The sequence below is a fragment of the Streptomyces sp. NPDC050509 genome (assembly GCF_044457965.1).
Lineage (GTDB): Bacteria > Actinomycetota > Actinomycetes > Streptomycetales > Streptomycetaceae > Streptomyces.
Window position 1 is genome coordinate 629,377 of the sequence record NZ_JBITHL010000003.1, and the last position, 25,187, is coordinate 654,563.

19 protein-coding genes and 1 pseudogene are annotated in these 25,187 nt (G+C 72.1%); 11 read left to right on the forward strand and 9 right to left on the reverse strand.

The window, feature by feature from the left end; all coding sequences use genetic code 11:
• Positions 1-383 precede the first annotated feature (383 nt).
• Together ACIBJC_RS12065 and ACIBJC_RS12070 are read right to left on the reverse strand one after the other, a co-directional pair.
• Positions 384-722, reverse strand: coding sequence for a GNAT family N-acetyltransferase (locus ACIBJC_RS12065; protein ID WP_399290916.1), 339 nt, complete (start codon positions 720-722; stop codon positions 384-386).
• Between the two features lie 22 nt (positions 723-744).
• The gene (locus ACIBJC_RS12070) at positions 745-1,734 is read right to left on the reverse strand and encodes a pirin family protein (protein ID WP_399290919.1); all 990 of its coding nucleotides are present in this window, start codon (positions 1,732-1,734) and stop codon (positions 745-747) included.
• 121 nt (positions 1,735-1,855) lie between these two features.
• On the opposite strand from ACIBJC_RS12070, the gene ACIBJC_RS12075 reads away from it, so the two are divergent.
• Positions 1,856-2,344: a carboxymuconolactone decarboxylase family protein gene (locus ACIBJC_RS12075; RefSeq protein ID WP_399290922.1), complete on the forward strand. Its 489-nt coding sequence runs from the start codon at positions 1,856-1,858 to the stop codon at positions 2,342-2,344.
• Positions 2,345-2,842: 498 nt separating this feature from the next.
• Here ACIBJC_RS12075 and ACIBJC_RS12080 read toward each other — a convergent pair whose 3' ends face one another.
• Entirely contained in the window at positions 2,843-3,310 is a 468-nt protein-coding gene (locus ACIBJC_RS12080) for a MarR family winged helix-turn-helix transcriptional regulator (RefSeq protein ID WP_399290925.1), read from the reverse strand.
• Positions 3,311-3,590: 280 nt separating this feature from the next.
• Here ACIBJC_RS12080 and ACIBJC_RS12085 point away from each other — a divergent pair, with 280 nt between their 5' ends.
• Positions 3,591-3,956, forward strand: coding sequence for an alcohol dehydrogenase catalytic domain-containing protein (locus ACIBJC_RS12085; RefSeq protein ID WP_399290928.1), 366 nt, complete (start codon positions 3,591-3,593; stop codon positions 3,954-3,956).
• On the opposite strand, the gene ACIBJC_RS12090 is transcribed toward ACIBJC_RS12085, so the two are convergent.
• Both ACIBJC_RS12090 and ACIBJC_RS12095 read right to left on the reverse strand, forming a co-directional pair.
• The gene (locus tag ACIBJC_RS12090; protein ID WP_399290931.1) at positions 3,945-4,895 is read right to left on the reverse strand and encodes an EamA family transporter; all 951 of its coding nucleotides are present in this window, start codon (positions 4,893-4,895) and stop codon (positions 3,945-3,947) included. The genes ACIBJC_RS12085 and ACIBJC_RS12090 overlap by 12 nt on opposite strands.
• Before the next feature lie 31 nt (positions 4,896-4,926).
• Positions 4,927-5,236, reverse strand: a pseudogene (locus ACIBJC_RS12095) (GNAT family N-acetyltransferase).
• A gap of 384 nt (positions 5,237-5,620) precedes the next feature.
• On the opposite strand from ACIBJC_RS12095, the gene ACIBJC_RS12100 reads away from it, so the two are divergent.
• The 9 genes from ACIBJC_RS12100 (at position 5,621) to ACIBJC_RS12140 (ending at position 19,289) form a co-directional block, all read left to right on the forward strand.
• On the forward strand, positions 5,621-7,657 hold the full coding sequence (locus tag ACIBJC_RS12100; RefSeq protein ID WP_399290933.1) for a thioredoxin domain-containing protein: 2,037 nt from the start codon (positions 5,621-5,623) through the stop codon (positions 7,655-7,657).
• Between the two features lie 262 nt (positions 7,658-7,919).
• Positions 7,920-9,128 (forward strand): glycosyltransferase, encoded by a 1,209-nt coding sequence (locus ACIBJC_RS12105; protein WP_399291229.1) that lies wholly within the window; start codon positions 7,920-7,922, stop codon positions 9,126-9,128.
• Positions 9,125-10,843, forward strand: a complete 1,719-nt coding sequence (locus ACIBJC_RS12110) for an ArnT family glycosyltransferase (RefSeq protein WP_399290936.1) — start codon at positions 9,125-9,127, stop codon at positions 10,841-10,843. Before ACIBJC_RS12105 ends, ACIBJC_RS12110 begins: the two co-directional genes overlap by 4 nt.
• Complete coding sequence (locus ACIBJC_RS12115) at positions 10,840-12,231, forward strand: glycosyltransferase (protein WP_399290939.1); 1,392 nt, start codon at positions 10,840-10,842, stop codon at positions 12,229-12,231. The genes ACIBJC_RS12110 and ACIBJC_RS12115 overlap by 4 nt, the downstream gene beginning before the upstream one ends.
• A complete protein-coding gene (locus tag ACIBJC_RS12120; protein ID WP_399290942.1) occupies positions 12,228-14,684 on the forward strand; it encodes a galactose oxidase-like domain-containing protein in 2,457 nt (818 codons plus the stop codon). Before ACIBJC_RS12115 ends, ACIBJC_RS12120 begins: the two co-directional genes overlap by 4 nt.
• A 188-nt stretch (positions 14,685-14,872) precedes the next feature.
• Positions 14,873-15,898, forward strand: a complete 1,026-nt coding sequence (locus ACIBJC_RS12125) for a hypothetical protein (protein ID WP_399290945.1) — start codon at positions 14,873-14,875, stop codon at positions 15,896-15,898.
• Positions 15,895-16,875, forward strand: coding sequence for a hypothetical protein (locus ACIBJC_RS12130; RefSeq protein ID WP_399290948.1), 981 nt, complete (start codon positions 15,895-15,897; stop codon positions 16,873-16,875). The genes ACIBJC_RS12125 and ACIBJC_RS12130 overlap by 4 nt, the downstream gene beginning before the upstream one ends.
• Positions 16,872-17,432: a hypothetical protein gene (locus ACIBJC_RS12135; RefSeq protein ID WP_399290951.1), complete on the forward strand. Its 561-nt coding sequence runs from the start codon at positions 16,872-16,874 to the stop codon at positions 17,430-17,432. Before ACIBJC_RS12130 ends, ACIBJC_RS12135 begins: the two co-directional genes overlap by 4 nt.
• Positions 17,433-17,474: 42 nt before the next feature.
• Positions 17,475-19,289 (forward strand): asparagine synthetase B family protein, encoded by a 1,815-nt coding sequence (locus ACIBJC_RS12140; protein ID WP_399290954.1) that lies wholly within the window; start codon positions 17,475-17,477, stop codon positions 19,287-19,289.
• A 61-nt stretch (positions 19,290-19,350) separates the two neighbouring features.
• On the opposite strand, the gene ACIBJC_RS12145 is transcribed toward ACIBJC_RS12140, so the two are convergent.
• From ACIBJC_RS12145 to ACIBJC_RS12160, 4 genes are read right to left on the reverse strand one after another with little or no spacing between them, the layout of a single operon-like run.
• Positions 19,351-20,640: a CHAT domain-containing protein gene (locus ACIBJC_RS12145; protein ID WP_399290957.1), complete on the reverse strand. Its 1,290-nt coding sequence runs from the start codon at positions 20,638-20,640 to the stop codon at positions 19,351-19,353.
• Complete coding sequence (locus ACIBJC_RS12150) at positions 20,634-22,376, reverse strand: hypothetical protein (RefSeq protein WP_399290960.1); 1,743 nt, start codon at positions 22,374-22,376, stop codon at positions 20,634-20,636. Before ACIBJC_RS12150 ends, ACIBJC_RS12145 begins: the two co-directional genes overlap by 7 nt.
• The gene (locus ACIBJC_RS12155; protein ID WP_399290963.1) at positions 22,376-23,488 is read right to left on the reverse strand and encodes a hypothetical protein; all 1,113 of its coding nucleotides are present in this window, start codon (positions 23,486-23,488) and stop codon (positions 22,376-22,378) included. Before ACIBJC_RS12155 ends, ACIBJC_RS12150 begins: the two co-directional genes overlap by 1 nt.
• Complete coding sequence (locus ACIBJC_RS12160) at positions 23,488-24,939, reverse strand: hypothetical protein (protein WP_399290966.1); 1,452 nt, start codon at positions 24,937-24,939, stop codon at positions 23,488-23,490. Before ACIBJC_RS12160 ends, ACIBJC_RS12155 begins: the two co-directional genes overlap by 1 nt.
• Positions 24,940-25,187 lie beyond the last annotated feature (248 nt).

The following is a 25,187-nucleotide window of genomic DNA, read 5'->3' on the forward strand; positions in this document are numbered from 1 at the left end:
CGGGCATCCCGTGACGGAACAGCACCACCGGACCCAGGAGTGGACCGGGCCCACGTCCTGGGGCGGGAAAACGGCCGATACCCGGCCGGCGTCAACAGGGGACCACCCGGTTCCAGGCGCGCCCGCTGTGCCAGGCGCCATGGGACGAGGACGTAGGTTTTCGTGTGCGGCGCGACTACCGCAGTGGACACGTCTTGATTCCACCGGCCGCGACGCGCTCCCGGTAGGGGCTTCGTATCACGTCCGCGCCATGACATCCCTGGCACGCGTGTATGGCTCCGGGGCACTGGTGCACCGGAAGCTCCGCGGGACACCGGCCGCACGATTCGGGCTGGGCGCCACTGCCCTCCATCACGCCCTACATCCGGGTCGGACTTACGTGCTCAGCCAAGCTGTGCCTCCAGCCACCGCAGGACATCGGGTGTGACCGGGTCGGTGATGTCCGCGAACTCGTCGTGCCGTTTGAGGAACTTGGCAACGTAGGGGCAGACCGGGACGATCCGCATTCCGGATGCGCGCACGTCGACGAGTGCCTGCTGGACCAGCTGGGCGCCCAGCCCCTGGCCGGCGAAGGCCTCGTCGATCTCCGTGTGGAAGAAGACACGCTGCACGCCCAGGTCACGGTAGGCGGTCAGACCGGCGCGTTGGCCGTCGGCAAGGATCTCGTACCGGCTATCGGCGTCCACCCGCTCGACGACGGTGGTGATGGAGGACTCGCTCATGGTGTGCCTTTCGTGAGGGAGGTCAGCTGGTCGGTGGGTTCCGGCGCGGTGTGATGACGGCGTTCGGCAGGGCCGGTGCGGGAAGGCGTCCGCCGGGAAAGTCCTCGATGACGCCGAAGCGGTCGGAGGAGGCCTCCCAGCCCTCGCGGGCTTTCACGATGTCCTCGTGGCTGCGACCGATGAAGTTCCACCACATGACGATCTCCTCCTCGAAGGGAGGTCCTCCGAGGAGGATGGCCCGTGCCGGGGCGTCGGTCTCGTTCACCATCGTCAGAGTGTCCGCGCCGCGAGGGACGTAGCCGAGTTCGGCAGGCCGCAGCACAGTGTCGATCAGGCGGATGTCCCCGCCGTCCACGAGGAGGCCGTGCTCGAACGTCACGTCCACGGCGAGAGTGAGCGTCGCGTGCGGTTCAATGACGATCTCGGCGCCGAGCAGCGGCGTGAAGGTGCGGACCGGGGTGGTCCGACCGCCGAGCGAGCCGAGAAAGACCCTGATCTCGGCCCCGTCGACCCGTGCGAGTTCGGGCACGTAGTGCTGGAAGTCCCGGGCCGTGTCGCGGTGTTCCTCGGGCAGCGCGACCCACAGCTGGACGCCGTGGATGACGGTGGTGTCCGGAGTGGAGACCTCCGAGTGGGTGATGCCGTATCCGCCGGTCATGAGGTTCATCTCGCCGGGCCGGACCAGGGCACGGGTGCCGAGGGTGTCGCGATGCTCGAGCTCGCCGCTGAACAGCCAGCTCACCGTCTGCAGTCCGGTGTGCGGATGCGGGGGCAGGTCCATGCCGCCCGACGCGGCGACCTGGTGCGGGCCGTAGTGATCGGCGAAGCACCAGGCGCCGATGAGTGTGCGCTCCCGCTGCGGCAGCGTCCGCCGCACGCGCATCGCACGTGGACCGCCCAAGGGGACCTCACGCGCCGACAGGACATCGACCCGGGGCGCCCCGGTCGGCCGGTCGCCTTCGACGAGCGCACCGCAGCGCAGAGCCGCGGCATCGGTTTCCGCATTGCTCACCGGGAGCACCTCCCCAACGATCTGGTTGTTACGTCAACTATGATGCCATGGAGGCAGGCCGATGGCCACGACACCCGCACGAACACAGGCCACTCCGATGTGGCCCTAAGGAGGCTCCGGCGTGAGCAACCGCACCCACAGCTCCCCATCCCGCAGGATCTTCATCGACAAGCAGAGCCCCAAAGCCTTCCATGCCTTGGTGCAGGCCTCGGAGGCCGTCCGAGCGACAGCCTCCGAGGCCGGGCTCGACCGCATCACCGTGGAACTGATCAACCTCCGCGTGTCGCAACTCAACGGCTGCGCCTACTGCCTCGACGTGCACACCGGAGCGGCCCTGCGCGCCGGTGAATCACCGCGGAGACTCGGAATCCTGAGCGCATGGCAGGACACCGGTTTGTTCACTCCTTCGGAGCGCGCCGTCCTGGCGCTGGCCGAGGCCGCAACCGATCCGGTGAACGCCGCGACCCAGGCATCCGCCTACGAGGCCGCCCGGCAGGTTCTCTCCGAGGATCAGATCTCGGCCGCGATCTGGGTCGCGATCACCATCAACGCGTTCAATCGCGTGTCGATCATGAGCAAGCACCCCGTACCGCCGCATCACGACAAGTAGAGGCGGCTGCCCGCCATACCGCCGGCCTTCGGCGTGGCCGATGCGACGGAGACTTGGTTGACGAGTCGCGCGAGTCTTCATGAGGTCTCCGAACATCGGTGTGCGCCATCGCCGCCGTTCTCGGCGTTCTTCACGCATTTGTCACGCCGAATACGGATACGGGTACGCCCAAGGCATGCTCACGGCAGTGTCACCGCGAGGTCGCAGTGGCACATCGGGTTGAGTGCGGCACGGTTCGTTTCATCGGAATGGCGAGGTCGCAGCGGCGGCGAACCTGATCGTGTGTCTCTTCTGGCAGCCGCAAGGCATCGCGGCGGCCACCGGCTTCGTTCTCACCGTGATCGGCGCCGTGGGCCATCACGTCTGCGCCGACGACTACGCCGGCCCTGAGACCCGGGTGAGCGCCAAGGTGCCCCCTTCGTTCTCGTCCCGCTCTCAGCGACCACTGCGGCGACGCTCACGCCGGCCGCATGACGCACGCCGGGCCGCCCGTTCCGGTCAGGGTGGTCCCTCGTTCAGTTTCTCCACCACGCGCTCGGAGATCCGAGCCAGCAACCGCAGCTCCGACGGCGTGACGTTGTCGAGGAAGAGCTCACGCACCGCGTCCACATGACGCGGGGCGGCGGCTTCGATCATCGCTCGCCCCTCATCTGTCATCACCACGAACGCGCCACGGCCGTCCTCGGCACACTCGTCCCGCACCACCAGCCCGCGCTTCACCATCCGGGAGATGTGATGGGACATCCGGCTCTTCTCCCACTCCAGCGACCTGGCAACGTCCAGAAACCGCCCCCGCCCGTCCGGTACGTCCGTCAACTCGACCAGTACAGCGAAGTCCGCACGCGACACGTTGGACTCCGTCTGCAACAAACGGGACAACCGGCCCGTGAGCCTCTCATTCATGCGGATGAAGCTCCGCCACGCGTGCTGCTCCTCCGCCGTCAACCAGCGCACCGTCTGCCCCATGAGGCAAATGTAGACGTAGTTGACAGATCACTGAATAGGCGCCGGGCACCGATCGCATGAGCGCCCCCTCCCCACTCCGCCCGGTCGAGGCCACCACGACTCCGAGGGGTGTCCGCCGAAGAGCGGCACTCTCGGGGCATGGCCTGCTGACGGTTGCGGGTCGATCCACCTGGATGTTCGCGGCGTCTTCGGCGAGCCGGTCGCCGAAGCGGAACGTCTCACCCAAGGCTGACCCGGCACATCCGCTGAAGAAGAGGGAGCCGGGAGATGTCCCCTTGCGGTGCAGTTCTCCGATTACGGCACCACGGAACAACTGCGTATCGTCGATGTGACGCATCCGGCCCCTGGGCCGGGTCAGGTACGGCCGGCCGTGCGCGCGGCCGGTGCCGGTCCCATCGACTGGAAGATCCTCCAGGGAGCGACGCGTGAGCAGATCCCGCTTGTCCTCCGCGCCGGTCCCGGGTCCGGCGTGGCCGGCGTGGTCGACGCCATCGGCGAGGGTGTGACGGGGACCGAGGTCGGCGACGAGGCGCTCGGCACCTCGCTCACCCCTCCCGCGCCCCGTTCGCACCGGCCGATCCCGCCGCACTGGTTACCAGGCCCGGCACGGTGCCGTGGCACGTGGCGGCGGGGGTCAACGGGATGACGCCGGACGCCGCCGCATACGTACTGCTTCAGGATGTCCCGGCACGGTCGTCGTGGGTCCTGCGGCAGGCCGGGATCCGGTGAGGAGGGTGGTGGAGACGGCGACGGCGATGAGGGCGGTTCCGGCCAGGACATGGGGTGTGAGGGGTTCGTCCAGGAAGAGGGCGCCGGACAGGACAGCGATCACCGGGGTGGTGAAGGCGTAGCTCGTGGCCAAAGCCGGGCCGGTGTGGGCGGTGAGGTGGCGGTAGGCGGCCATCGCCAGCAGGGACCCGAAGACCACGAGGTAGGCGAGGGCGAGCCCGGCGCCCCAGGTCGGCCGCGGCGGTGACGCGAACTCGCCCCGGACGGCGGCCGCCAAGGCCAGCACCGCGCCGCCCGCGAGCATCTGCGCGGCCGGCCCGCGCACGCCGGCTGAGTGGTCGTCCAGACGGGAGCCGAGTACCCAGCACATGGCGGCCGGGAGGAGGATCGCCGCGCCCGTCAGCCCGGCGCGTCCGAGTCCGGCCGACAGCACGGCGACGCCCGCCAGGCCGAGCCAGACCCCCGCCCATTCCGCGCCGCGCGTCGGCCGTCCCCTTGCGGTGTTCAGCAGCACGCTCCACAGCGGAACCGTGGCGATGAACAGCGCCGTCGTGCCCGAGTCGACATACTCCTCGGCCAACGCCACGCCGCCCATGCCCACGGAGAAGAGCAGCACCCCGACGAGCGTGGCCCGTCGCCACCGAAGGGCCGTCAGCCGCGGCTCGTGGCGGCGTTCGGCCAAGCCCCACAGCAGCAGACCCGCTGTCAGAAACCGGACCGAGCTGAGCGTGAGGGGCTCCGTCCCGCGCAGCCCGAACGCGATCGCCAGATAGGTGGTTCCCCATACAAGCCAGGTGACGGCGAGGGGAACGGCGATTCCTCCGAACGCTGTCTTCTTCTTGGGTCGGTCGCCCATACCAGCCTCCGTCATTGCCGTGTCGGCTTGTTCAGTCGCTGACCCTGCTGCGGGACTGGTACAGGAGGTCCCTGATACTCGGGACGCCGGGCGATCCAGCCCGCGAAGAAGGGGCAGGTGGCCGGCGCTCACAGGTTCGCGGCCCGTGCCTCGTCAGGGGCTGTGCGAGCCGGCGAGGACCCCACTCCTCTGCCTCCGTACTCTGGCGCGACCTCGGTGTGAACGAATGCGGCGATCTCCGTCGTACGGATGTATTCAGCGACGCCCGCGACCTTGGACTCTCCGTCGACGCGGGCCTCGTAACGCTTCGCATCGGGCATGTCGCGCACGTCGACAGCCATGTGACCTCCTCTTGGGGCCGATTCCGCTCGACTCGGCGGGAGTTCCCTCGGTCGGGACGTCACCTTAACTCGGTTCGGTTGACGTATCAACTTAATTCTCCGTGGGTGAGCTCGCGTAGAAGACGCGCCCTCGGCTGCCGTATCCGCCTGCGCCCCGTGTTCAGAAGCTGTTGTCCATCCGGAGTTGAGGCTGCGTTTCCGCTGGTCGGGTGTGTGGCCGACGGTCCCACGCCGGCAGTGCTCGCAGGGGGGCCTCATGGCGGCAGGAGGTTCGGAAACGTGACTCGGGCAGGGGCCTACGGCTTGGCGGCGATGCTGCGCACCGCGACCCTCCGCCCAGTGCGGACGGCCGCCCGCTACCAGCGATCGTGCGACGATGCCGGTATGAATCGTCTGGCCGACTCCCAGTCGCCGTACCTGCTCCAGCACGCCGACAACCCCGTCGACTGGTGGCCCTGGTCGCCGGAGGCGTTCGCCGAGGCGCGGCGGCGGGGGGTGCCGGTGCTGCTCAGTGTGGGGTATTCGAGTTGCCACTGGTGTCATGTGATGGCGGGCGAGAGCTTCGAGGACGTCACCACCGCCAAGTACATGAACGCCCACTTCGTCAACATCAAGGTCGACCGCGAGGAGCGGCCCGATGTCGACGCCGTCTACATGGAGGCCGTACAGGCCGCCACCGGGCAGGGCGGGTGGCCCATGACCGTGTTTCTCGACGCGGACGGTGCGCCCTTCTACTTCGGTACGTACTTCCCGCCCGAGCCCCGGCACGGCATGGCCTCCTTCCCGCAGGTGCTCGAAGGCGTCAGCTCGGCCTGGACCGGACGGCGCGAGGAGGTCGCCGAGGTGGCCGCGCGGATCGTCGGGGAGTTGGCCGGGCGGTCGCTCGCGCAGGGCGGGGACGGGCCGCCCGGGGAGGGGGAGCTCGCCCAGGCGCTGCTGGGGCTGACCCGGGAGTACGACGCGCAGCGGGGCGGGTTCGGCGGGGCGCCGAAGTTCCCGCCGTCGATGGCGGTGGAGTTCCTGCTGCGGCACCACGCCCGTACCGGCTCCGAGGGCGCGCTCCAGATGGCGACGGACACTTGCGAGGCGATGGCGCGCGGCGGGATCTACGACCAGCTCGGCGGCGGGTTCGCGCGGTACTCCGTGGACCGTGAGTGGGTCGTGCCGCACTTCGAGAAGATGCTGTACGACAACGCCCTGCTGTGCCGGGTGTACGCGCATGTCTGGCGGGCCACCGGCTCCGATCTGGCCCGCCGGGTCGCCGTGGAGACCGCCGACTTCATGGTCCGTGAACTGCGTACCGCCGAGGGCGGGTTCGCCTCCGCCCTGGACGCGGACAGCGCGGACGGCAGCGGCAAGCATGTCGAGGGCGCCTTCTACGTGTGGACGCCTGGCCAACTGCGGGAGGTTCTGGGGGAGTCCGACGCCGAGTTCGCCGCCCAGTACTACGGGGTGACGGAGGAGGGCACCTTCGAGGAGGGCGCCTCCGTGCTGCAACTGCCCCTCGGGGAGGGGGTGGTGGACGCCGGGCGCGTCGAGTCCGTACGGGCACGGCTCCTCGCCGCCCGTGAGGAGTCGCGGGAGCGGCCGGGGCGCGACGACAAGATCGTGGCCGCCTGGAACGGGCTGGCCATCGCCGCGCTGGCCGAGACCGGCGCGTACTTCGACCGGCCGGACCTGGTGGAGCGGGCCACGGAGGCCGCCGATCTGCTGGTACGCCTCCACCTGGACGACGCGGCGCGGCTGGCCCGTACCTCGAAGGACGGCCGGGTCGGCGCGAACGCCGGGGTGCTGGAGGACTACGCCGATGTGGCGGAAGGGTTCCTCGCGCTGGCCGGGGTCACCGGTGAGGGAGTGTGGCTGGAATTCGCCGGGTTCCTGCTGGACATCGTGCTCGACCGGTTCGTGGGGGAGGGCGGCGCCCTGTACGACACGGCAGACGACGCCGAACCGTTGATCCGCCGGCCCCAGGACCCGACGGACAACGCCACCCCGTCCGGCTGGACGGCCGCCGCCGGGGCGCTCCTCTCGTATGCGGCGCACACCGGCTCCGAGCGTCACCGGAGCGCGGCCGAAGGGGCGTTGGGGGTCGTGAAGGCGCTCGGGCCGCGGGTGCCGCGCTTCATCGGCTGGGGGCTCGCGGTCGCCGAGGCCGCGCTCGACGGGCCCCGGGAGATCGCGGTCCTGGGTATGGGGGAGGGGGGCGCCGAGATGCACCGTGCCGCTCTGCTGGCCACCGCGCCCGGCGCCGTCGTCGCGGCCGGTGCGGTCGTCGCGCCGGGGAGCGAGGAGTTCCCCCTGCTGGCGGACCGGCCGCTGGTCGACGGGCGGGCCACCGCGTATGTCTGCCGGCGCTTCGTCTGTTCCGCCCCGACGACCGAGCTCGAACACCTGAAGGGTGAATTGGGCGTGTTCGAGTAGAGGGTGGCTGATTTCCGACCCGTGGTGAATGGGACTGAAACGCAGTATTCACCCAATCGGCCCCCCTGTCGCCACAGGTCCCCCTTATTGTCTTCACGTTAGACGCAACAAGTGCGCGTGGGGGACATGCGCACAGGGGGATGACGGGTGTGCCGACGGCCAGGGGGGCCTCGCCGCGGCCACCCAGGCCGAGGGGGGCCGTGTGGTCACGTCCGTGTTCATAGGCGCGTTCATCGCCGCCGTTTCGCTGGCGCTGTTCTGGATGGCCGCGTTCACGCTGTGGTGGCAGATGCATGCCTGGCGTACGCCGGAGACGCTGGCCGCCACCAGATTCGACCCGCCCGACGGCGGCCGGGCGGGCTCGTTCTCGCTGCTCCTGCCCGCCCGTCATGAACAGGCGGTGCTGGAGCACACCATCGAACGGCTGCTGGAATCCAGCCACTCCAGCTTCGAGATCATCGTCATCGTCGGGCACGACGACCCGGAGACCGCCGCCGTCGCCGAGCGGGCGGCGGCCCGCGACCCCGACCGGGTCAGGGTCGTCGTCGACACCCACGAGGCCAAGAACAAACCCAAAGCGCTCAACACCGCGCTGCCGTACTGCGCCGGCGAGATCGTCGGGGTCTTCGACGCCGAGGACCAGGTCCATCCCGAGCTGCTGACCCACGTCGACCACGCCTTCCGCTCCACCGGAGCCGATGTCGTCCAGGGCGGGGTCCAGCTCATCAACTTCCATTCGAGCTGGTACAGCCTGCGCAACTGCCTGGAGTACTTCTTCTGGTTCCGCAGCAGGCTCCATCTGCACGCCCAGAAGGGGTTCATCCCGCTCGGCGGCAACACCGTCTTCGTACGGACCGACGTACTGCGCGAGGCCGGCGGCTGGGACCAGAACTGCCTGGCCGAGGACTGCGACCTGGGCGTACGGCTCTCCAGCGTCGGCAAGAAGGTCGTCGTCGCGTACGACTCCGACATGGTCACCCGTGAGGAGACACCCGGCTCCCTGATGTCGCTGCTCAAGCAGCGCACCCGCTGGAACCAGGGCTTCCTCCAGGTCTACCGCAAGGGCGACTGGCGCCAACTGCCCACATCCGGGCAGCGGTTGCTCGCCCGCTACACCCTTATGACCCCGTTCTTCCAGGCGTTCACCGGGCTCGTCATCCCGCTCAACGTCTGTGTCGCGCTCTTCCTCGACGTACCGGTCACGGTCGCCTTCGTGACCTTCCTGCCGCTGGTCACCGCGCTTGTGACCTTCGTCTTCGAGATCGTCGGACTCCACGACTTCGGCAAGCAGTACGGGCTGCGCATCCGCCTGACGCACTACCTGAAGCTCATCGCCGGCGGCCCCTTCTACCAGGTCATGCTGGCCGGCGCGGCGATCCGCGCGGTCTGGCGCGACCGGCGGGGACGCGACGACTGGGAGCTGACCCGTCATGTCGGCGCGCATCTCACCCGAGAGGACGTCCACGCGTGACCTCCACCCTGCCCGCGGTGACGACGGGGACCGACCCGAGACCCCTCCTGCCCGAGCAATCCGGGCCCGCTCCGGAGAGCCCCGCCGCGCGGCACAGCACCGGACCGCTCCTCGTCGTACGGCCCGTCGTGCGCTTCCGGCGCTCACGCTCCGATCTGGTCCTCTGCGGGGTCCTCCTCGTGGCGATCCTGCTCGTCCAGGGCTGGAACATCCAGCACTACCCCACCCTCAGCGACGACGAGGGCACCTACCTCGCCCAGGCCTGGGCTGTCCAGGAGGGCAAGGGCCTCGCCCACTACACCTACTGGTACGACCATCCGCCGCTCGGCTGGATGCAGATCGCCTTCCTGACCTGGCTGCCCTCCCTCTTCTCGCCCGAGATCATGACGGTCGCGCCGATGCGCTGCGCGATGCTGCTGGTCAGCGCCGCGAGCGCGGTCTTCCTGTACGTGCTGGCCCGGCGGCTGTGGCTGCCGCGCTGGGCGGCCGGGCTCGCCATGGTCCTCTTCGGGCTCTCCCCGCTCTCCGTGGTGCTCCAGCGGGAGATCTTCCTCGACAACATCGCCGTGATGTGGATCCTGCTGGCGTTCTGCCTCGCCGCCTCGCCGAGCCGCCACCTCTGGCACCACTTCGCGGCCGGTCTGGCCGCCGCGGTCGGCGTGCTCACCAAAGAGACCATGCTCGTCGTACTGCCCGCGCTGCTGGTGACGATGTGGCGGCACAGCCACCGCGACACCCGCAAGTTCGCGGTCACCGGAGCCGTCACCGCCTGCGTGCTGACCGGCCTCTCGTATCCGCTCTTCGCCCTGCTCAAAGGCGAGTTGCTGCCCGGCGGCGGCCATGTCTCGCTCTGGGACGGCATCACGTACCAGATGAGCCGCCCGGGCTCCGGCTTCGTCCTCGACGCGGGCAGCGGATCGTACGGCGTACTCCAGTCCTGGCTGTACTACGACCGGATCCTGCCGCTGGGCGGCATCGCGGGCGCGCTGCTGCTCATGGCCACCCTGCGCTGGTCGGTGACCGCGCGGGCGCTGGCCGGGCCCGCCCTCGCCGTGGTGATCCTGACCGCCGTCGCCCTGCGCCCGTCCGGCTACCTGCCCGCGATGTACATCATCCAGGGGCTGCCGTTCCTGGCGCTGGTGCTGGCGGGCGGCGCGGCGAGCGTCACCCACGCCGTACTGCGCAGAGGGCGGAGCCCGGAGCAGAGCCGCACGGTGACGGGCCTGCGGTGGACGGCCCTGGCCGCGCTGGCGGCGACCGCCGCCGTACTCGTCGTACCGCGCTGGTACGACGGCAACCGCACCGCCCTGACCGCCGACGCCAACGCCCCCTACCGGGCGGCGGCCTCCTGGATGGCGCGGGAGGTCCCCGACCCGTCCCGGGCCCGGGTGCTGGTGGACGACGCGCTGTGGCTCGACCTCGTGCACGCGGGGTACGAACCGGGCCTCGGCGCCATCTGGTTCTACAAGGCCGACCTCGACCCGGCCGTCACGAGGACGCTGCCCGACGGCTGGCGCGACCTGGACTACGTCGTCGCCTCCCCGACCGTACGGCGCGACGCGCGCGACCTGCCCACCGTGCGCGACGCACTGAACCATTCGACGTCCGTCGCCGTCTTCGGCACGGGCGAGGACCGGGTCGAGATCCGGCGGATCGACGGAAGCGACCGGCCCGCCGCACCACACGGCACGCGCACGGGAGGCGACGAGCGATGAGTATTCTTCCGCCCACCGGGGCCGGGGAGCCGGGCCCCCTCGGACGGCACGAAGGACGGCACGAAGGACGGCGGGAAGGACGGCGGGAACTCGGCGACCCCCGGCTCGAAGCGACCGCCGTCGCCGAGCCCGGCGCCGTCACCGTCATCGTCCCGACCTTCAACGAGTCAGGAAACGTACGGGAGTTGCTGCGCCAGCTCACCGACGCCGTACCCGCCAGGCTGCCCTGCGAAGTGCTCTTCGTCGACGACTCGACGGACGACACCCCCGACGTCATCGCCGCCGCCGCGCAGGACTGCCCCTTCCCTGTCGGCGTCATCCACCGCGACACCCCCGAGGGCGGACTCGGCGGCGCAGTCGTCGAAGGGCTCAAGGCCGCCGGGTCCGACTGGATCGTCGTCATGGACGCCGACCTCCAGCACCCGCCCGCGCTCGTCCCCGACCTCGTCGCCGCGGGTGAGCGCGGCTCCGCCGACCTCGTCGTCGCCAGCCGCTACATCGACGGCGGCAGCCGCGCCGGGCTCGCGGGCGGCTACCGCGTCGCCGTCTCCCGCGCCGCGACCTGGCTCACCAAGGGGCTCTTCCCCGGCCGGCTGCGCGGCATCAGCGACCCGATGAGCGGTTTCTTCGCGATCCGGCGCTCGGCCGTCACCGCGGAGGCGCTGCGCCCGCTCGGCTACAAGATCCTGCTGGAACTGGCCGTACGCTGCCGCCCCGAGCGGCCCACCGAGGTCCCGTTCGTCTTCCGCGACCGGTTCGCGGGCGAGTCCAAGTCGACCGCCAAGGAGGGCCTGCGCTTCCTGCGCCACCTCGTGGAGCTGCGGACGGCCTCCCCGCTCGCCCGGATGGCCGCCTTCGGACTGATCGGGCTGACCGGCTTCGTACCGAACCTGCTCGCGCTGTACGGGCTGACGGCGGCCGGGGTGCACTATCTGCCGGCCGAGGTGGTGGCCAACCAGTTCGGTGTGGCGTGGAACTTCCTCCTCATCGAGCTGCTGCTCTTCCGCAGCCGCCGCGCCCACCGGCACTGGGCGGACCGCGTGGGCCGGTTCGCGCTGCTCGCCAACGCCGATCTGCTGCTGCGGATCCCGCTGATCGCGCTGTTCGTGTCGCGGTTCGGGATGGGGGCGCTGACAGCGACGGCGTGCGCGCTGCTGGCGACGTTCGTGCTGCGGTTCGTGGGGACGGAGGCGCTCGTGTACCTGCCGAAGCGAGCCCCAGGGCGGGAACGCGGGGGCCGGGGCGCCGGCGTGGCGCTGCGGTCGGGGGCGGACGGTCCCGCGGCGTCCGGCAGGGGCGGAAGCAGGGCCGGAAACAGGGCCAGGGGCGGAAGCAGGGGCAGAGCCGGGGCCGAGGACAGCGACCTGGAGACGGAGGTCGGCCGGTGAGACCGCCTCGCGCCTCGCGCCGTACCGCACTCCTCGCCGTCACCGCGCTCACCGCCGGGCTGCTGCTCGGTGCGCAGCAGCCCGCGCTGGCGGGCGCCAACCTCGTCAAGAACCCGGGCTTCGAGACTGCGGGCACCGGCGGTGCCGGGGACATGCCGTACTGCTGGGAGCGGTCCGGCTGGGGCGACAACGACTTCTCCTTCACCACCGTCGCCGACGCCCACTCCGGTACGAAGGCCCTCAAGGTCGAGCTGACCCGCCGGGCCGACGGCGACCGCAAGGCGCTCATCACGGAGTCCGCCGCGTGCGCGCCGGACGTACGGCCGGACCGGCAGTACGACCTGTCCGTCTGGTACAAGTCGACCACTCCGGACGTCTCGCTCACCCTCTTCCGGCACGACACCACCACCGGCTGGCAGTACTGGACCGACCTCAAGACCCTGGACCTGAGCCCCGGTTACCAGCACGCCGAGGTCCGCACCCCCGTCGTCCCGCCCGGCACCGACCGGATCACCTGGGGCGCCTCCGTGTACGGCACGGGCAGTGCGACCACCGACGACTACGGCATGGAGGAGGTCGCCGCGCCGCCCGCCGAACCCGGGTGCACCGGGACGGCGCGGGAGTGCGCCGACGGGAAGTGGGAGGTCCTGCCGACCGAGAACCCCGTACGGTCCATGCACTCGGTCGTCCTCAACAACGGCAAGGTGCTGCTGATCGCGGGCTCCGGCAACGACGTCGACAGCTTCGAGGCCGGCACCTTCACCTCCGCGGTGTACGACCCGGAGGACGGCTCGTACCGTACGATCCCGACGCCCGACGACATGTTCTGCTCCGGCCATGTCCAGCTCTCCGACGGCCGCGTGCTGGTCATGAGCGGCAACAAGGGGTATCCCTCGGCGGACGGCACGGTCGGCTACCAGGGGTACAAGGACAGCTACGTCTTCGACCCGGCGACCGAGACGTACAGCAGGACCAACGACATGAACGACGGCCACTGGTACCCGTCGGCCACCCTCATGGGCAACGGCGACGTGCTCACCTTCGGCGGGCTGCGCGAGGACTCCACCGGCTCGGTGACCGCCGAGCGGTGGTCGGCCGCGCAGGAGAAGTGGCTGCCGACAGGGCAGGTCAACCAGACCTGGTCGTACTGGGGCCTGTACCCGTCGATGATCCTCATGCAGGACGGGCGGCTCTTCTACTCGGGCAGCCACGTCTTCGGCAACGGCACCCCGGGCACCGGCTCCTCGGTCTACGACTACGACGCCAACACCGTGACCGACGTACCCGGGCTCCGGAACAAGGACGAACGCGACCAGTCCACGAGCGTGCTGCTGCCGCCCGCCCAGGACCAGCGGGTGCTGACGATCGGCGGCGGCAACATCGACTCCAACCCGGAGGCGGGCCGCCTCACGGACCTCATCGACCTCAAGGACCCCAACCCCCGCTACACGGCAGGACCGCCGCTCCCGCAGGGCACCGTCGACCTAGGCAACGGCCCCCAGCCGCAGACCGGGGCGCAGGGCAAGATGTACGGCTCGGCCGTACTGCTGCCCGACGGCAAGGTGCTGGAGACGGGCGGCGCCCTGCACAACCGGGCCAACCCGGTGTTCGAGTCGTCGCTCTTCGACCCGGCGACGGACACCTTCGACCCGGTGGCGGCCGACCCGGAGACGCGCGGCTACCACTCCTCGGCGTTCCTGCTGCCGGACGGCCGCGTCATGACGACGGGCGACAACCCGGGCAACGGCACCTGGAACCACCAGGTGTCGCTCTACACCCCGCCGTACCTCCTCAAGGGCGAACGGCCGCGGATCACCTCGCTGATCGACAACCAGTGGCTGTACGGCGACACGCAGCGCATCACGGTCGACCGGCCGATCGCCAAGGCCGAACTGATCCGCCCGGCGGCGGTGACCCACTCGTCCGACCCCAACCAGCGCTTCGTGGACCTGCCGCTCTCGGTGGACGGCGACAACGTCGACCTGAACGTCACGAGCAACCCCGACCTGGCACCCCCGGGCTGGTACATGCTCTTCGCGGTCGACGCGAACGGAATCCCGTCGGTTGCCGAATGGATCCACCTGGGCGGCCCGCCCGCCCTGGCCGAGAAGGCCGCCGGATCCGCCCATGTGCACGACTTCGCGGGCGAGTTGGACCGGTCGGCCAAGCAGCCGCGCAAGCCCAGGACCTCGGCACCGGTGAGCCCGCAGGTCGCGGGATGCGACCGGCACTACGGCTCGGCGAACGTCTGCGTACCGACGGTCTTCCCGGAGACGGTCACGGGCGCGAGTACGGGGGCTGGCACGAGCCGTGCGGTGACGAAGGCGCGCTGCGCCTGGCTCGCGGCCAACGACTACGGCCCGCTGAAGGTCAACGGCAAGGACGACCCACTCCGCTTGGACCCGGACAGGGACGGGGTGGCCTGCGGAAAGGGCGACGTGGACGTGAGGTGACTTCAGCGGAGTTCATCGTGATGTCAGAGCCTCGCCCTATCATCGTTGCGAGTGTTCCCGATCACAGCTCTACGCTGCGATCGTGGTCGGCGGCGCGAGGGGGGCGTTGATGTTCGACGGGGGAATTCGGGGCCGGGGCCGGTGTGTCCGGGTGCGGGAGATGGCGTGGCCGTGCGGGAGGGGACACGATGATCTGTCCGCACTGTGACCAGAGCCTGCTCCAGCGGGAGCGCACGGGCCGTACGTGCTCGAAGTGCAACCGGCAGTTCGCGCTGGACCCCAAGACCAACTCGCTGCGGCTGAGCGACATACGGATCCAGCGCGTCGTCGCGAAGCTCACCGACGGCGGCCGGACCCGGATCACCGTCAACCAGCTCTGGTTCGCCCTGACCCGTAAGAAGACGAAGCAGGGCGGCGGCCGGGCCGGTGCCGTCGGATGTCTGGCGGCCGGGCTGCCCGTGGGGCTCGTGCTGCTGATCGGCGGGCTGTCCGCCGATGTCGGCGTCGTCGCGTTCCTCGGCTTTCTGCTCGGGGCCGTCACCGTCCTCGTGTACGCCTCGTCCCTCAGCAGCGCCAAACGCGCTGTCGAGGCGCATCCCCTCAGCCACTTCCGCTCCACCTCGATGAGCCTGTGGGTGTCGGTCTACGGCTCGCTCCCGTCCGGCGTCGTGGACGAGAGACACTTCCGGCACCCGGCCCCGCCCGAGAGGGTCAACGCCGTGCTGCTCTGCGGTGACGCGAGCATCGCCGCCTTCCTCGCGGCCAACGGGATATCCCGGAGGTTCGGCATAGCCCTCGTCACCCGCGCCGACCAGGTGGCGCCCGGTTCGGTGCCGGTGATCGTCCTGCACGACGCCGACGTGACGGGCTGCCAGTTGGCCGGGGACACCCGTGCCGCCCTGCCCGGCCGCCGGGTCGTGGACGCCGGGCTGCCGCCCCGGGCCGTCATGAGCGCGCCGGGCGCCGTCCCCGTACGCGGGCCCAAACCGTCGTCCGGTGTGCTGGGCCGGCTGCGCGAGAGCCGGGCGCTCACCGACGCCGAGCTGGAGTGGCTGGCCAAGGGGTGGTCGAGCCCGCTCGGCGCCGTGCCGCCCGCCAAGCTGCTGGCCGCCGTCACCCGCGTGATCGAACGCGTCACGGGAGCCAAGGACGCCGACGTGACGAAGGCCGAAGCGGTCGGGTTCCTCACCTGGCCCGGCAAGGCCGCCTCATGACGGGGACACGGCCGCCGGACCGGTCCGGCGGGGGCGGTGACCGGCTCTTCGACCGGGCCGTGGACGCCGTGCTCGACCGTGCGCTGCTCGCCGCCGTGAGCCGGGCCGGGGCGCCCGCCCGGATCCGCTTCACCGACCGCCAGCTCTACTACGAGACGTGCCGTGTGCTGCGCCCCGTGCGCGCCGTCCCGCGCGGGATCCCGCTCACACCGGCTCCGCCCGTACCGTACGAGCGGTTCGAGGAGGCGCTGCGACGGCAGACGGCGCGCGGGACGCTCCCCGGGCTGCTGCCGCCCCTGGAGCCGGAGTTGGCGCCGGAGTCGGAGCCCTCACGGTCGGCCGACGAGCCGGATCTGTACGACTACGGGCTGCCCCGGCTGCTGATCTGCCAGAGCCGTTCCGTGGCGCGCATGCTCCTCGCCAACGATGTGCATCTGGAGGCGGCCTGCCCGGTGTTCGCCGCCGGGGACCTGCCGCTCGACCCCCGGCTGACCGCCGGGCTCGGCCGGGTCGAGGACGCCACCGTGCATGTCCTGCACGACGCGAGCGTGGAGGGCATCGCACTCACCGGGCGCGTGCGCGCCGCGCTGCGGGACGCGGCCCCCGGTGTACGGGTCGCCTCGATGGGCCTCGTGCCCCGGCACGCGGTGGCGCTGCGTCTCGTCTCCCGGCGCGGGGAGGACGGCGGTGGCTACGGGGACGGGGACGGGGGCGGGGACAGGGACGGGGGCGGGCGGCTCCGGGCCGCTCTGCCGTCCGCGCTCCAGGCCCGCGAGCTGGAATGGCTCGGGCGGGGGCGCTCCGCCGAGGTGGAGTCCGTCCCTCCGGCCCGGCTGCTGCGTACCGTCCTGAGACTGGTGCGCGGACCGAGGACAGCAGACCCCTCCGTGTGGACCGGCCTGCGCGAGCTGCGTACCACGGGCTTCCTGACCTGGCCGACGCAACCGACCCGGCGACACGAGGACAAGAGGCGATGAACCGGCCACGCGAAACCCCGTACCGGGACGAGCTCCTCGCCGACGGGAGCGTCCACCGTACCTACGAGTTCGGCCGCGAGGAGTGGCGGCGGCGGGACGGCGGAACCCGCGTGCGCTGGCACGACAACCAGGGCGCCTCCGGCACCGACGAACTGCTCGGCGACCGGATCATCAAACGCCGGTACGCGGACGGCACCGTCACCTACGGCCGGGACATCGGCTACGGCCGTACGGTCTGGGGCCAGGGCGAGTCGGTGATGGTCAACAGGACCTCGTTCGGCGGCCGGATGGGCGTCGTCCTGGGCGGCATCGGCCTGGCTGCCCTCACCGTCACGGCCGCGCACTTCCCGCCCGTCAGCCTCACCGAGGAAGAGGAGGAGGCGCTGCGGCAACAGCAGCAGGCGGCGGGCCAGGGCTCCTCCGGCGGCGGGGACGGTGGGAGCGGCGGAGGCGACGGGGGAGGCGGCGGCGACTCCGGTGACGGTGGCGACTGGAACTCCGGGGACGGCTGGGGCTCCGACGACGGCGGCGGCTGGAGCGACGACGACTTCGGGTGACCTGCCCGTACGGAGAGAAGCGAGACGAGAGGAGGGGAGACCGTGGCGCGCTTCTGTGCCTGCCTGGCGGCGACCCCCGAACGGGCGCGGTCGCACCTCGCGGCGATGGGCGCGGCCGTACGGTACGACGCCGGTACGGCCGGCCCCGGCGCGGCGCTGATCCATGACGAACCGGGCCATGCCACCGGCCCGTTCACCGCCTACGGCCGTACCGCCGTCGGCGAGGTCACGCTGCACAACCGGCCCGAGCTGCTCGCCGCGCTCGCCCGCTCCGGCGCGCCCACCCGGCCCGACTGCCCCGACGGGGAGCTGCTGCTGCGCTGCTGGGCGCGGTTCGGAGCCGCCGGGATCCGGCTGGCGGAGGGCATGTTCGCCCTCGCCGTGCACGACGAGGGCGACCTCGTCCTGATCCGCGACCACGTCGGCGCCCGTACGCTCTTCTACGCCCGCGCCGACGACTCCTGGGCCGCGTCCACCTCCCTGCGCGCGCTGCGCCGCTGGCCCGCGCTCGGCACCGGGCTCGAACTGTCCGCCGTACGCTCCTTCCTGACCTTCGCCTACCTCCCCGGCGAGGAGACGCTGCTGCGCGGCGTCAAGGAAGTCCTCCCCGGCCGCTGCCTGTGGCTCGCCGCCGACGGGACGGTGACGGAGGAGCACTACTGGGAGCCCGAGGAGCGGATCGGCCAGGGCCTGAGCGAGTGGTACGAGGGCGGCGACCCGCCCGCCGAGGAGTACGCCCTGCGGCTGCGCGGCCTCCTGGAGGAGGCGACGGCCCGCCGGCTGCCGGACGCGGAGGCCGTGGCCGTCCTGCTCTCCGGCGGCGTCGACAGTTCGCTCGTCACCGCCCTCACCGCCAAGCTGCACGCACACCCCGTACACACGTACTCGATCAGCTTCGGCGACGAACTCCCCAACGAGCTGGGCTACTCGGGCCTGGTCGCCACGCACTGCCGTACCCGCCACCGGGTGCTCAGCGTCTCGGGCGACGCCGTCGCCGCCCGCCTCGCGGAGGCCGCCGCGCTGCTCGACAGCCCTGTCGGCGACCCGCTGACCGTGCCCAACCTGATGCTCGCCGAAGCCGTGGCGGGCGACGGCCTGCGCGTCGTGCTCAACGGGGAGGGCGGCGACCCGGTGTTCGGCGGCCCGAAGAACCTGCCCATGCTGGTGTACGAGATGCACCGGGGCGACGGCGCGGGCGGGTCCACCGGGTCCACCGAGGACGCGGCGGACGCGCGCGAGAACGCCTACCTCCGCTCGTACCGCAAGTGCTTCACCGACCTGCCCGACCTGCTCACCGCCGACGCGCTGGACGCCCTGGAGGCGCTGCCGCGCCCGGAGCGGTTCATCACCCCGTATCTGCGGCCCGGGGCCAGGGACGGCCGGATGGACCATCTCCTCAACCAGCTTCTGCACTGCAACCTGCGCACCAAGGGCGCCCACCACATCCTCACCAAGGTCGAACGGCTCACCGCCTCCCAGGGCGTCCAGGGCCGCTCCCCGCTCTTCGACCGCCGGGTGGTGGACCAGGCGTTCGCCACGCCGCCCCGCTGGAAGCTCAACGGAACGGTCGAGAAGTGGGTGCTCAAGGAGGCCGTACGGGACCTGCTGCCCGACACGGTCGTGGACCGGCCCAAGAGCGGTATGCGCGTACCGGTGCAGCAGTGGCTCGGCGGCCCGCTGCGCGAGCTGGCGGGCGATCTGCTGCTCGGCGGGGAGGCGCGGGCCCGGGGGCTGTTCCGGCAGGACACGGTGCGCGCGTGGATGAAGGGCGACGGCGCGCTGCTGCCCCGGCAGGGCGGCAAGCTGTGGCTCGTGCTCACGCTGGAGCTGTGGCTGCGCGCGTACGACGTGAGGTGAGGCGAGGTGGCGTGAGGTGAGGTGACGAGAGGTGGCGTGAGGTGGCGTGAGGTGAGGGGCGCTAGTCCGTGGGGGCGGTGCTGAGCGTGGCGAAGGCGCCCCACAGCACCGGCGAGTGCTCGACCGTACGCAGCGCGCGCCACGCGGCCAGCCGCTCCCGCTGCCAGTCGCCGTGGGCCAGGACCGCGTCGTCCGCCTCGTGCGCGGCGTCGATCGCGCGGACCGCGTCCTGGAGCGGGCGCGAGGCCGGCGCCGCCCCGGCGATCCGGTGGAAGGCCAGATCGGTGGGGAGCGTCCAGCGCCCCGTGGTGACGGTCTCGGCGCCGCCGTGCACCATCGCGGTGGCCAGCCCGAGCGCCTCGCCGAACCGCAGATCCCCACCGCTCTCGCAGGCGATCAGCGCCACCCGGCTGGGGATCGGCCACCGCGCCCGGCCCGGGGTGTCCGCAGGGTCCGCGTCCGGCAGCCCGTGCGTCCCCAGCAGCAGATCCTTCGCGGACAGCGGCCGGTGCGCCCGGACCGGCGGGGCGAAGCCCACGGCGTCCGCGCCACAGGCCAGATGGAGCTGGGCGTCCTCGCTCTGCCCGGTGGCGGGTGCCGCCGCCGTCACATGGCCGACGTACAACAGCCGTGAGGCGCCCGCCCCGAGCACCGCGCCGAGCCACTCCCGGTCCACGTCGGTACGGCGGAACGCCTCGACCGGGTCCGCCACCTCCGGCCGCCAGCGCCGCTGGGCCACGTACCCGGCGACCAGCTCGGCCACCGGGTCGCCCGCCGTCATCCGGCCCAGTACGGAGCCGAGCGCCGAGTCCGCGCGGAACCCGGGCACCCGGGGATCGAGGACGCCCACGACGGGCAGATGGCGGGAGCCCGCCCAGGGCCGGACGGGCCGGCCGGCGGCGTGCACGACGCTCGCCGGGGCCAGCAGGCTGATGTCCGCGATCTCCACCAGCCGCACGTCCGGGTCGGGCGCGAGGAGTTCCCAGGGGACCTGCGCCACGCGCGGCGAGGGCTGGATCCGCAGATGGGGGCGGACGCCGCGCCGGTACAGCTCGTAGAGGTGCTGGGCCAGGCCGTACGGGAGGAAGGTCCGCGACAGCTCTTCGGCCAGGGCGAGTTCGCTCCCGTACGAGGCGAAGGCGCCGTCGGTGAGGGCGCGCCTGAGCGGGTCCGCGCCCGCGCCCGGCAGAGCGTCGTTCAGCGCTGTGATCGCGGCGGTGAGCTGGGCGCGGGGGACGATCCCGATACCGGTCGCGGCCAGATCGTGCGTCCAGCGCCAGGAGATGTAGAGGTCCCCGGCGTCGGCCATCCGCACCAGGGCGGTCGGCCGGGCCATGGAGGCGTTCACCATGTCGGCACCACCCTGGCGGTACGGATCCGGGCGCCGTAGCGCGCCTCGGCCTGCGTGAGGTACGACGCCAGGGCGACCGTCGTTCCCGTACGGGTGAGGGCGAGCCGGGGCGGCGGGGCGACCGGCAGCCCGGCGCCCGCCGCCACCCCGGCGAGGGCGGCGCCGAGCTGGAAGGCGTCGCCGGACTCCTCCGGATGGGGAGGGACGGCGGCGTCCATCTGGCCGGGGAACGCCAACGGGTGCAGGAAATCGGGTGGTTCGAGCCCCGGCGAGCCGGATTCCGTGGCTCCGCTCCTCGTATCCGCGTCCGTATCTGTATCTGTATCTGTGTCCGGGCCCGTATCCGCGTCGCCGGGCGCGCCGTCCCGCAGCGGGGTCCCCGCGCACCGCGACTCGATCAGCTCGGCCACCAGATCCGCCGCGCCCGCCCGGGTGGCCAGCCGGAACGCCAGCCGCATCGCCGGTTCCGCGAGCGCGCGGTGCCACCGCTCCCGCTGCGCGCCGTTGGCCAGCGTGAACCGCACCGCGTCGAGGGCGAGCGCCGCCGGTACGGCCAGCGCGACGGCCCGGCCGAGCAGCGCCGGTCCGGTAGAGCCGACAGCGCCGCCGGACACGCGGTCCTCCAGGAGTACGGCGTGGAAGAAGTCCGTCTGGGCCCGGCGCAGCCCGAGCCCGCTCCCCGTGAACGCCTCCTGCGCACGCGCGAGTTGGGCCTCGCTCTCGTCGTACCGCCGCTGGGCGTGCAGCCCGGCCGCCAGCCGTACGCGCACCTCGGCGGCGGCGATCAGCGCCCCGGCCTCCTCGAACCGCGCCAGGCTCCGGCCGTACAGCTCGACCGCCCCGGTCTGATCACCGCGCAGCGCGGCCAGCAGCCCCAGCAGATCGAGGCCGAAGGCCGACTGGTGAGCCATCCCGGCCCCGTCGAAGAACTCCTGGCTCGCCGCGAGCAGCGGCTCCGCCTCGGCGATCCGGCCCGAGCGCAGACAGAGCTGCGCCAGGCTCTGCCGTATCTCGGCGACCCCGGACGGGGTGTCCGACGCCTCGAACGCGGCGATCGCCTGGTACGCGAAGTCCTCGCCGAGTTCGGGCCGTCCGGTGGCGAGATGGACCGCCGAGAGATTCATCAGCGGCCGTCCGGCCAGCGCGGGACGGTGCCGCAGCACCACATCGAGGGATTCGGCGGCCAACTCGTGTGCCCTGGACCACTCCTCGCGCTGGATGGTGAGGGCGGTGAGAGCGACGAGCGCGCCGATGAAGAGATCGGCGGTGTCCTCGGGAAGGATCTCGTCCTTCGGGTCGAGCAGTTCCCTGGCCTGTTCCAGGGCGTGCAGGGCGGCGGTCAAGTCCCCGGTGTTCAGCAGGGCTTGGGAGAGATTGACGAGGGCCGACGCCCGCAGCACCGTGACGGCCGCCGCGACGACGGGGTCCTCGGCGGCGGCCGTTCCCGCCAGCCGCTCGCAGAGGCCGAGCGCCTCGTGGAACGAGGCCACGGCGGCCGGGTGGTCGCCCATCCGGTCGGCCGTGCTCGCCCGGTTGATCAGGGCCTGCGTACGGAGATCGAGGGTCGCCGGATGGCGGGCGGCGGCCTCGACCGCCTGGCCGAACCGCGCGTGGGCGACGGGGAACTCGCCCCGGAGGAAGGCGTCGTTGCCCGCGTCGATGAGCGCGGATATCGGGGCGGATTTGGTGGCGGAGAGGTGGTTCGTCTCCGGGGCGGATGGTTCGTCGGCCGTCATCAGAAGTCCGTGTCGTCGGAGGCCGCCGCGATCTCGGCCAGCAGCGGCGGACCGTGCCCGGCCGTGGAGCCGTTCCGCGCTCCCGCCAGCCGCGCGCGGGCGAGGTCCCGTATCCGCTCCCTCGTCAGACGGTCGCTGGTCAGACGGTCCGTGGTCACACGGTCCGTGGGCGGACGATCGCCGGGCCCTGGGCGTACGGGCGGGCCGAACCCCGGGAGGTAGACGTCGACCGCCATCCCCGTACCCGGAACGCTCTCCACGCCCCGTACCCGCGCGTCGCCCAGCCACGCGTCGGCCACCCGGCGCAGCCCGATGTCCAGCGGATCGGCCACCCCGCTGACGGCGGCGCGGGGTGTCAGCCGCCGGTCCGCCAGGGGTGGTCCGGGCGCGGCGACGACCTGCACCAGGACGGTGGTGCGCGCGGCGGCCCGTACGACCTCCCACGACACGGCGCGCTCCGAGGCGTCGACCAGCCCCGGCGGACAGCGCCGCCAGTCGGAGCCGCCCGTGCCGCGCGCGAGTGTGAGGGCGTCCGCCGGTGTCCCGGGAGCCCCTGGGCCGGCCGTGAGCGCGTAGTCGCCGGGGCGGGGCAGCGGATGCTCGATGTCGATGTCGACGGCGGCGCCGAAAGCGGTGTCCGCCGGATCGTCCCGGCCCGCGAAGAGCGGATCGCACGCCTCGGTCAGCTCCGCGATCTCCCGGTCGAGCAGCCGCTCGTCCAGCGGCGGGATGGAGTCGATCACCGAGGCGGGCCACCAGCGCGCCGCCCAGTGCGCGTACGCCAGCCGCCGCGCGCTCTCGGCCAGTGCGGGCAGCGCCGGTTCCGTACCGTCGACCACGCCGCCGCCGTCGGCCAGGGCCGGCGCGACCCGCTCGCCGTACACCGCCCACACCCACTCCTGGGCCAGGTCGGCATCGTCCAGCACGGCCACCGGCGGGGCCGCCGGCGCCAGGACGCTCCAGGTCAGATGCCCGCCCGCCACTTCCAGCACGGCCACGTCCACGTTCGGATCACCGTCCAGCACGCTCGGGCCCGTCGCCGCGCCGGATACCGGGTCCGGGGTGATGAGGTGCAGGTGTCCGTCGCGGGTGATCCGTACGGTGGCGGCCATCAGACGGTTCCTTCCGGTACGGGACGGGTGCTGAGGGCCTGTCTGACCCGGCTCCGGTGGTCGAGGATCACCGAGCGCGCGACTCCGTCCAGGACGTCCCACAGCTCCGCGAGGTCGTCCATGGGCGCCTCCCGCACATCGCGCCCGTGCAGCCGTACCCACAGTCGCCGCAGATACGCCCGCCACGGGGTACGGAGGTCCTCCGCGATCCGCGCGAGAGGTTCCGCCACGGAGTCGCCTTTCGCACCGGAGCCGGAGCCGGAGCCGGCACCGGAGGCGGAGAGCGCGAGCCGTCGCGCCTGGAGGACATACGCCTCGCGCCGCCAGCGGCTGTTGACGATCCGGTGCGCCTCCGTCGTCGGGGCCGCGGCGGCCACTGCCGCCGGGTCCTCGCCCAACGGGCGCAGCCCCAGGGCGAGTTCCGTACCCACCGTCGCGGCGACGCGCAGCGACTCGTCGGCCAGCGCCCAGGGCGCGCAGCTCCGGGCGACCTCCCGCCGCACCAGTTCGGGTACGGGCGCGAGTCCGGCCCGGTCGCTCGACGCGTGCAGCACGCTGAAGACCCGCTCGTGGACCGTACGGTCGAACGGCGGCCCCATCGTCGAGGTCGAAGCGGACCCGCCGAGACCGGGGGCGACCGGCACCGGACGCACGGTCAGCCCCAGTTCGCGCGCGGGCCGTCCGGGGGAGCCGAGGGGGACAGGGGATTCGGGTGATCCGGGGGATCCGGGCTCCGGGGGTGTGTCCCACAGTGCGCGGCCCGCCGCCGTTCCCGCGGAGTCCGCGACCAGCCGGAGCAGCGCCGTACCGCCGTCGTGGCCGTCGCCGCGGTCCGGGACCGGACAGGCGTCGAGCACGTCCCGTACCGCAGGCGGCTCCGCCCCCGACGTGGCTGGAACGCGTGGGTGCGCCCGGTGCCGGTCGGCCCACGCGTGCTCCAGCGCGGACGCCAGTTCCTCGCGGTGGGCCGGGTCCGTGACGTACTCCCGCAGGGCCCGTGTCGTACGGCCGCGCGCCGATCCGTGGACCTCGCGCAGCGTCTCCTCGGCGGTCGGCCGGCCCGTGGTGGCGTCGGGCGGTCCCAGGGTGGTGGCGAGTTCGAAGCAGCGCTGGAAGTAGAGGTCCTGCGGATGCCCGTCGGTGATGCGCAGCTCCCGCCGTACCCGCTTGAGCAGGGCGAACCACGCGGCCGCCGCGCGCAGCGTGTCGCCCGCCGCGTGGACGAGCGTGGCGAGCAGCGCCGCCCCGTCGGCCGTCACCAGCGGGCCCGCGCACCGTGGATGGAGGACGGGGCGGATCACCAGCGGGTCGAGGACGAGCTTCACCGTACGGCTGAGCGGTCCGCCCTGGGGGCCGCTGAGCGCGCCGACACCGTCGAGTTCCCGCCACACCTCGTGCAGGACCATCGCCCGTGGCCGGACATCCCGCGCCATCCCCACCCCTGTCGGCATGACGTCAGGCTAACGCCCTGGTGCACGATAGCCAGCGGGCTCCCGACGCCCTGCGACTCCGCCTCCGGCGTTGTCGTCGGTCGACGACGCTCCGCGTCGCCTCCCTCCTCCGCCTTGGATTCGAAGCCGCATGACGCCGCTCGCTGATCCACTGGCTATCGCGCACCAGGTCGTAAGCGCGGATCCCGGCCGTGCCCAAACCTGGGATCGGTAGGCGGACGGCCGTTCCTACGGTCCTCGTACCGGCC

Coding starts and splice junctions, on each gene's coding strand:
- ACIBJC_RS12090 (WP_399290931.1), bottom strand. CDS start 4,895: ATGGGCGACCGACCCAAGAAGAAGACAGCGTTCGGAGGAATCGCCGTT.
- ACIBJC_RS12080 (WP_399290925.1), bottom strand. CDS start 3,310: ATGGGGCAGACGGTGCGCTGGTTGACGGCGGAGGAGCAGCACGCGTGG.
- ACIBJC_RS12155 (WP_399290963.1), bottom strand. CDS start 23,488: ATGGCCGCCACCGTACGGATCACCCGCGACGGACACCTGCACCTCATC.
- ACIBJC_RS12145 (WP_399290957.1), bottom strand. CDS start 20,640: ATGGTGAACGCCTCCATGGCCCGGCCGACCGCCCTGGTGCGGATGGCC.
- ACIBJC_RS12160 (WP_399290966.1), bottom strand. CDS start 24,939: ATGCCGACAGGGGTGGGGATGGCGCGGGATGTCCGGCCACGGGCGATG.
- ACIBJC_RS12065 (WP_399290916.1), bottom strand. CDS start 722: ATGAGCGAGTCCTCCATCACCACCGTCGTCGAGCGGGTGGACGCCGAT.
- ACIBJC_RS12125 (WP_399290945.1), top strand. CDS start 14,873: ATGATCTGTCCGCACTGTGACCAGAGCCTGCTCCAGCGGGAGCGCACG.
- ACIBJC_RS12135 (WP_399290951.1), top strand. CDS start 16,872: ATGAACCGGCCACGCGAAACCCCGTACCGGGACGAGCTCCTCGCCGAC.
- ACIBJC_RS12150 (WP_399290960.1), bottom strand. CDS start 22,376: ATGACGGCCGACGAACCATCCGCCCCGGAGACGAACCACCTCTCCGCC.
- ACIBJC_RS12100 (WP_399290933.1), top strand. CDS start 5,621: ATGAATCGTCTGGCCGACTCCCAGTCGCCGTACCTGCTCCAGCACGCC.
- ACIBJC_RS12105 (WP_399291229.1), top strand. CDS start 7,920: ATGGCCGCGTTCACGCTGTGGTGGCAGATGCATGCCTGGCGTACGCCG.
- ACIBJC_RS12115 (WP_399290939.1), top strand. CDS start 10,840: ATGAGTATTCTTCCGCCCACCGGGGCCGGGGAGCCGGGCCCCCTCGGA.
- ACIBJC_RS12130 (WP_399290948.1), top strand. CDS start 15,895: ATGACGGGGACACGGCCGCCGGACCGGTCCGGCGGGGGCGGTGACCGG.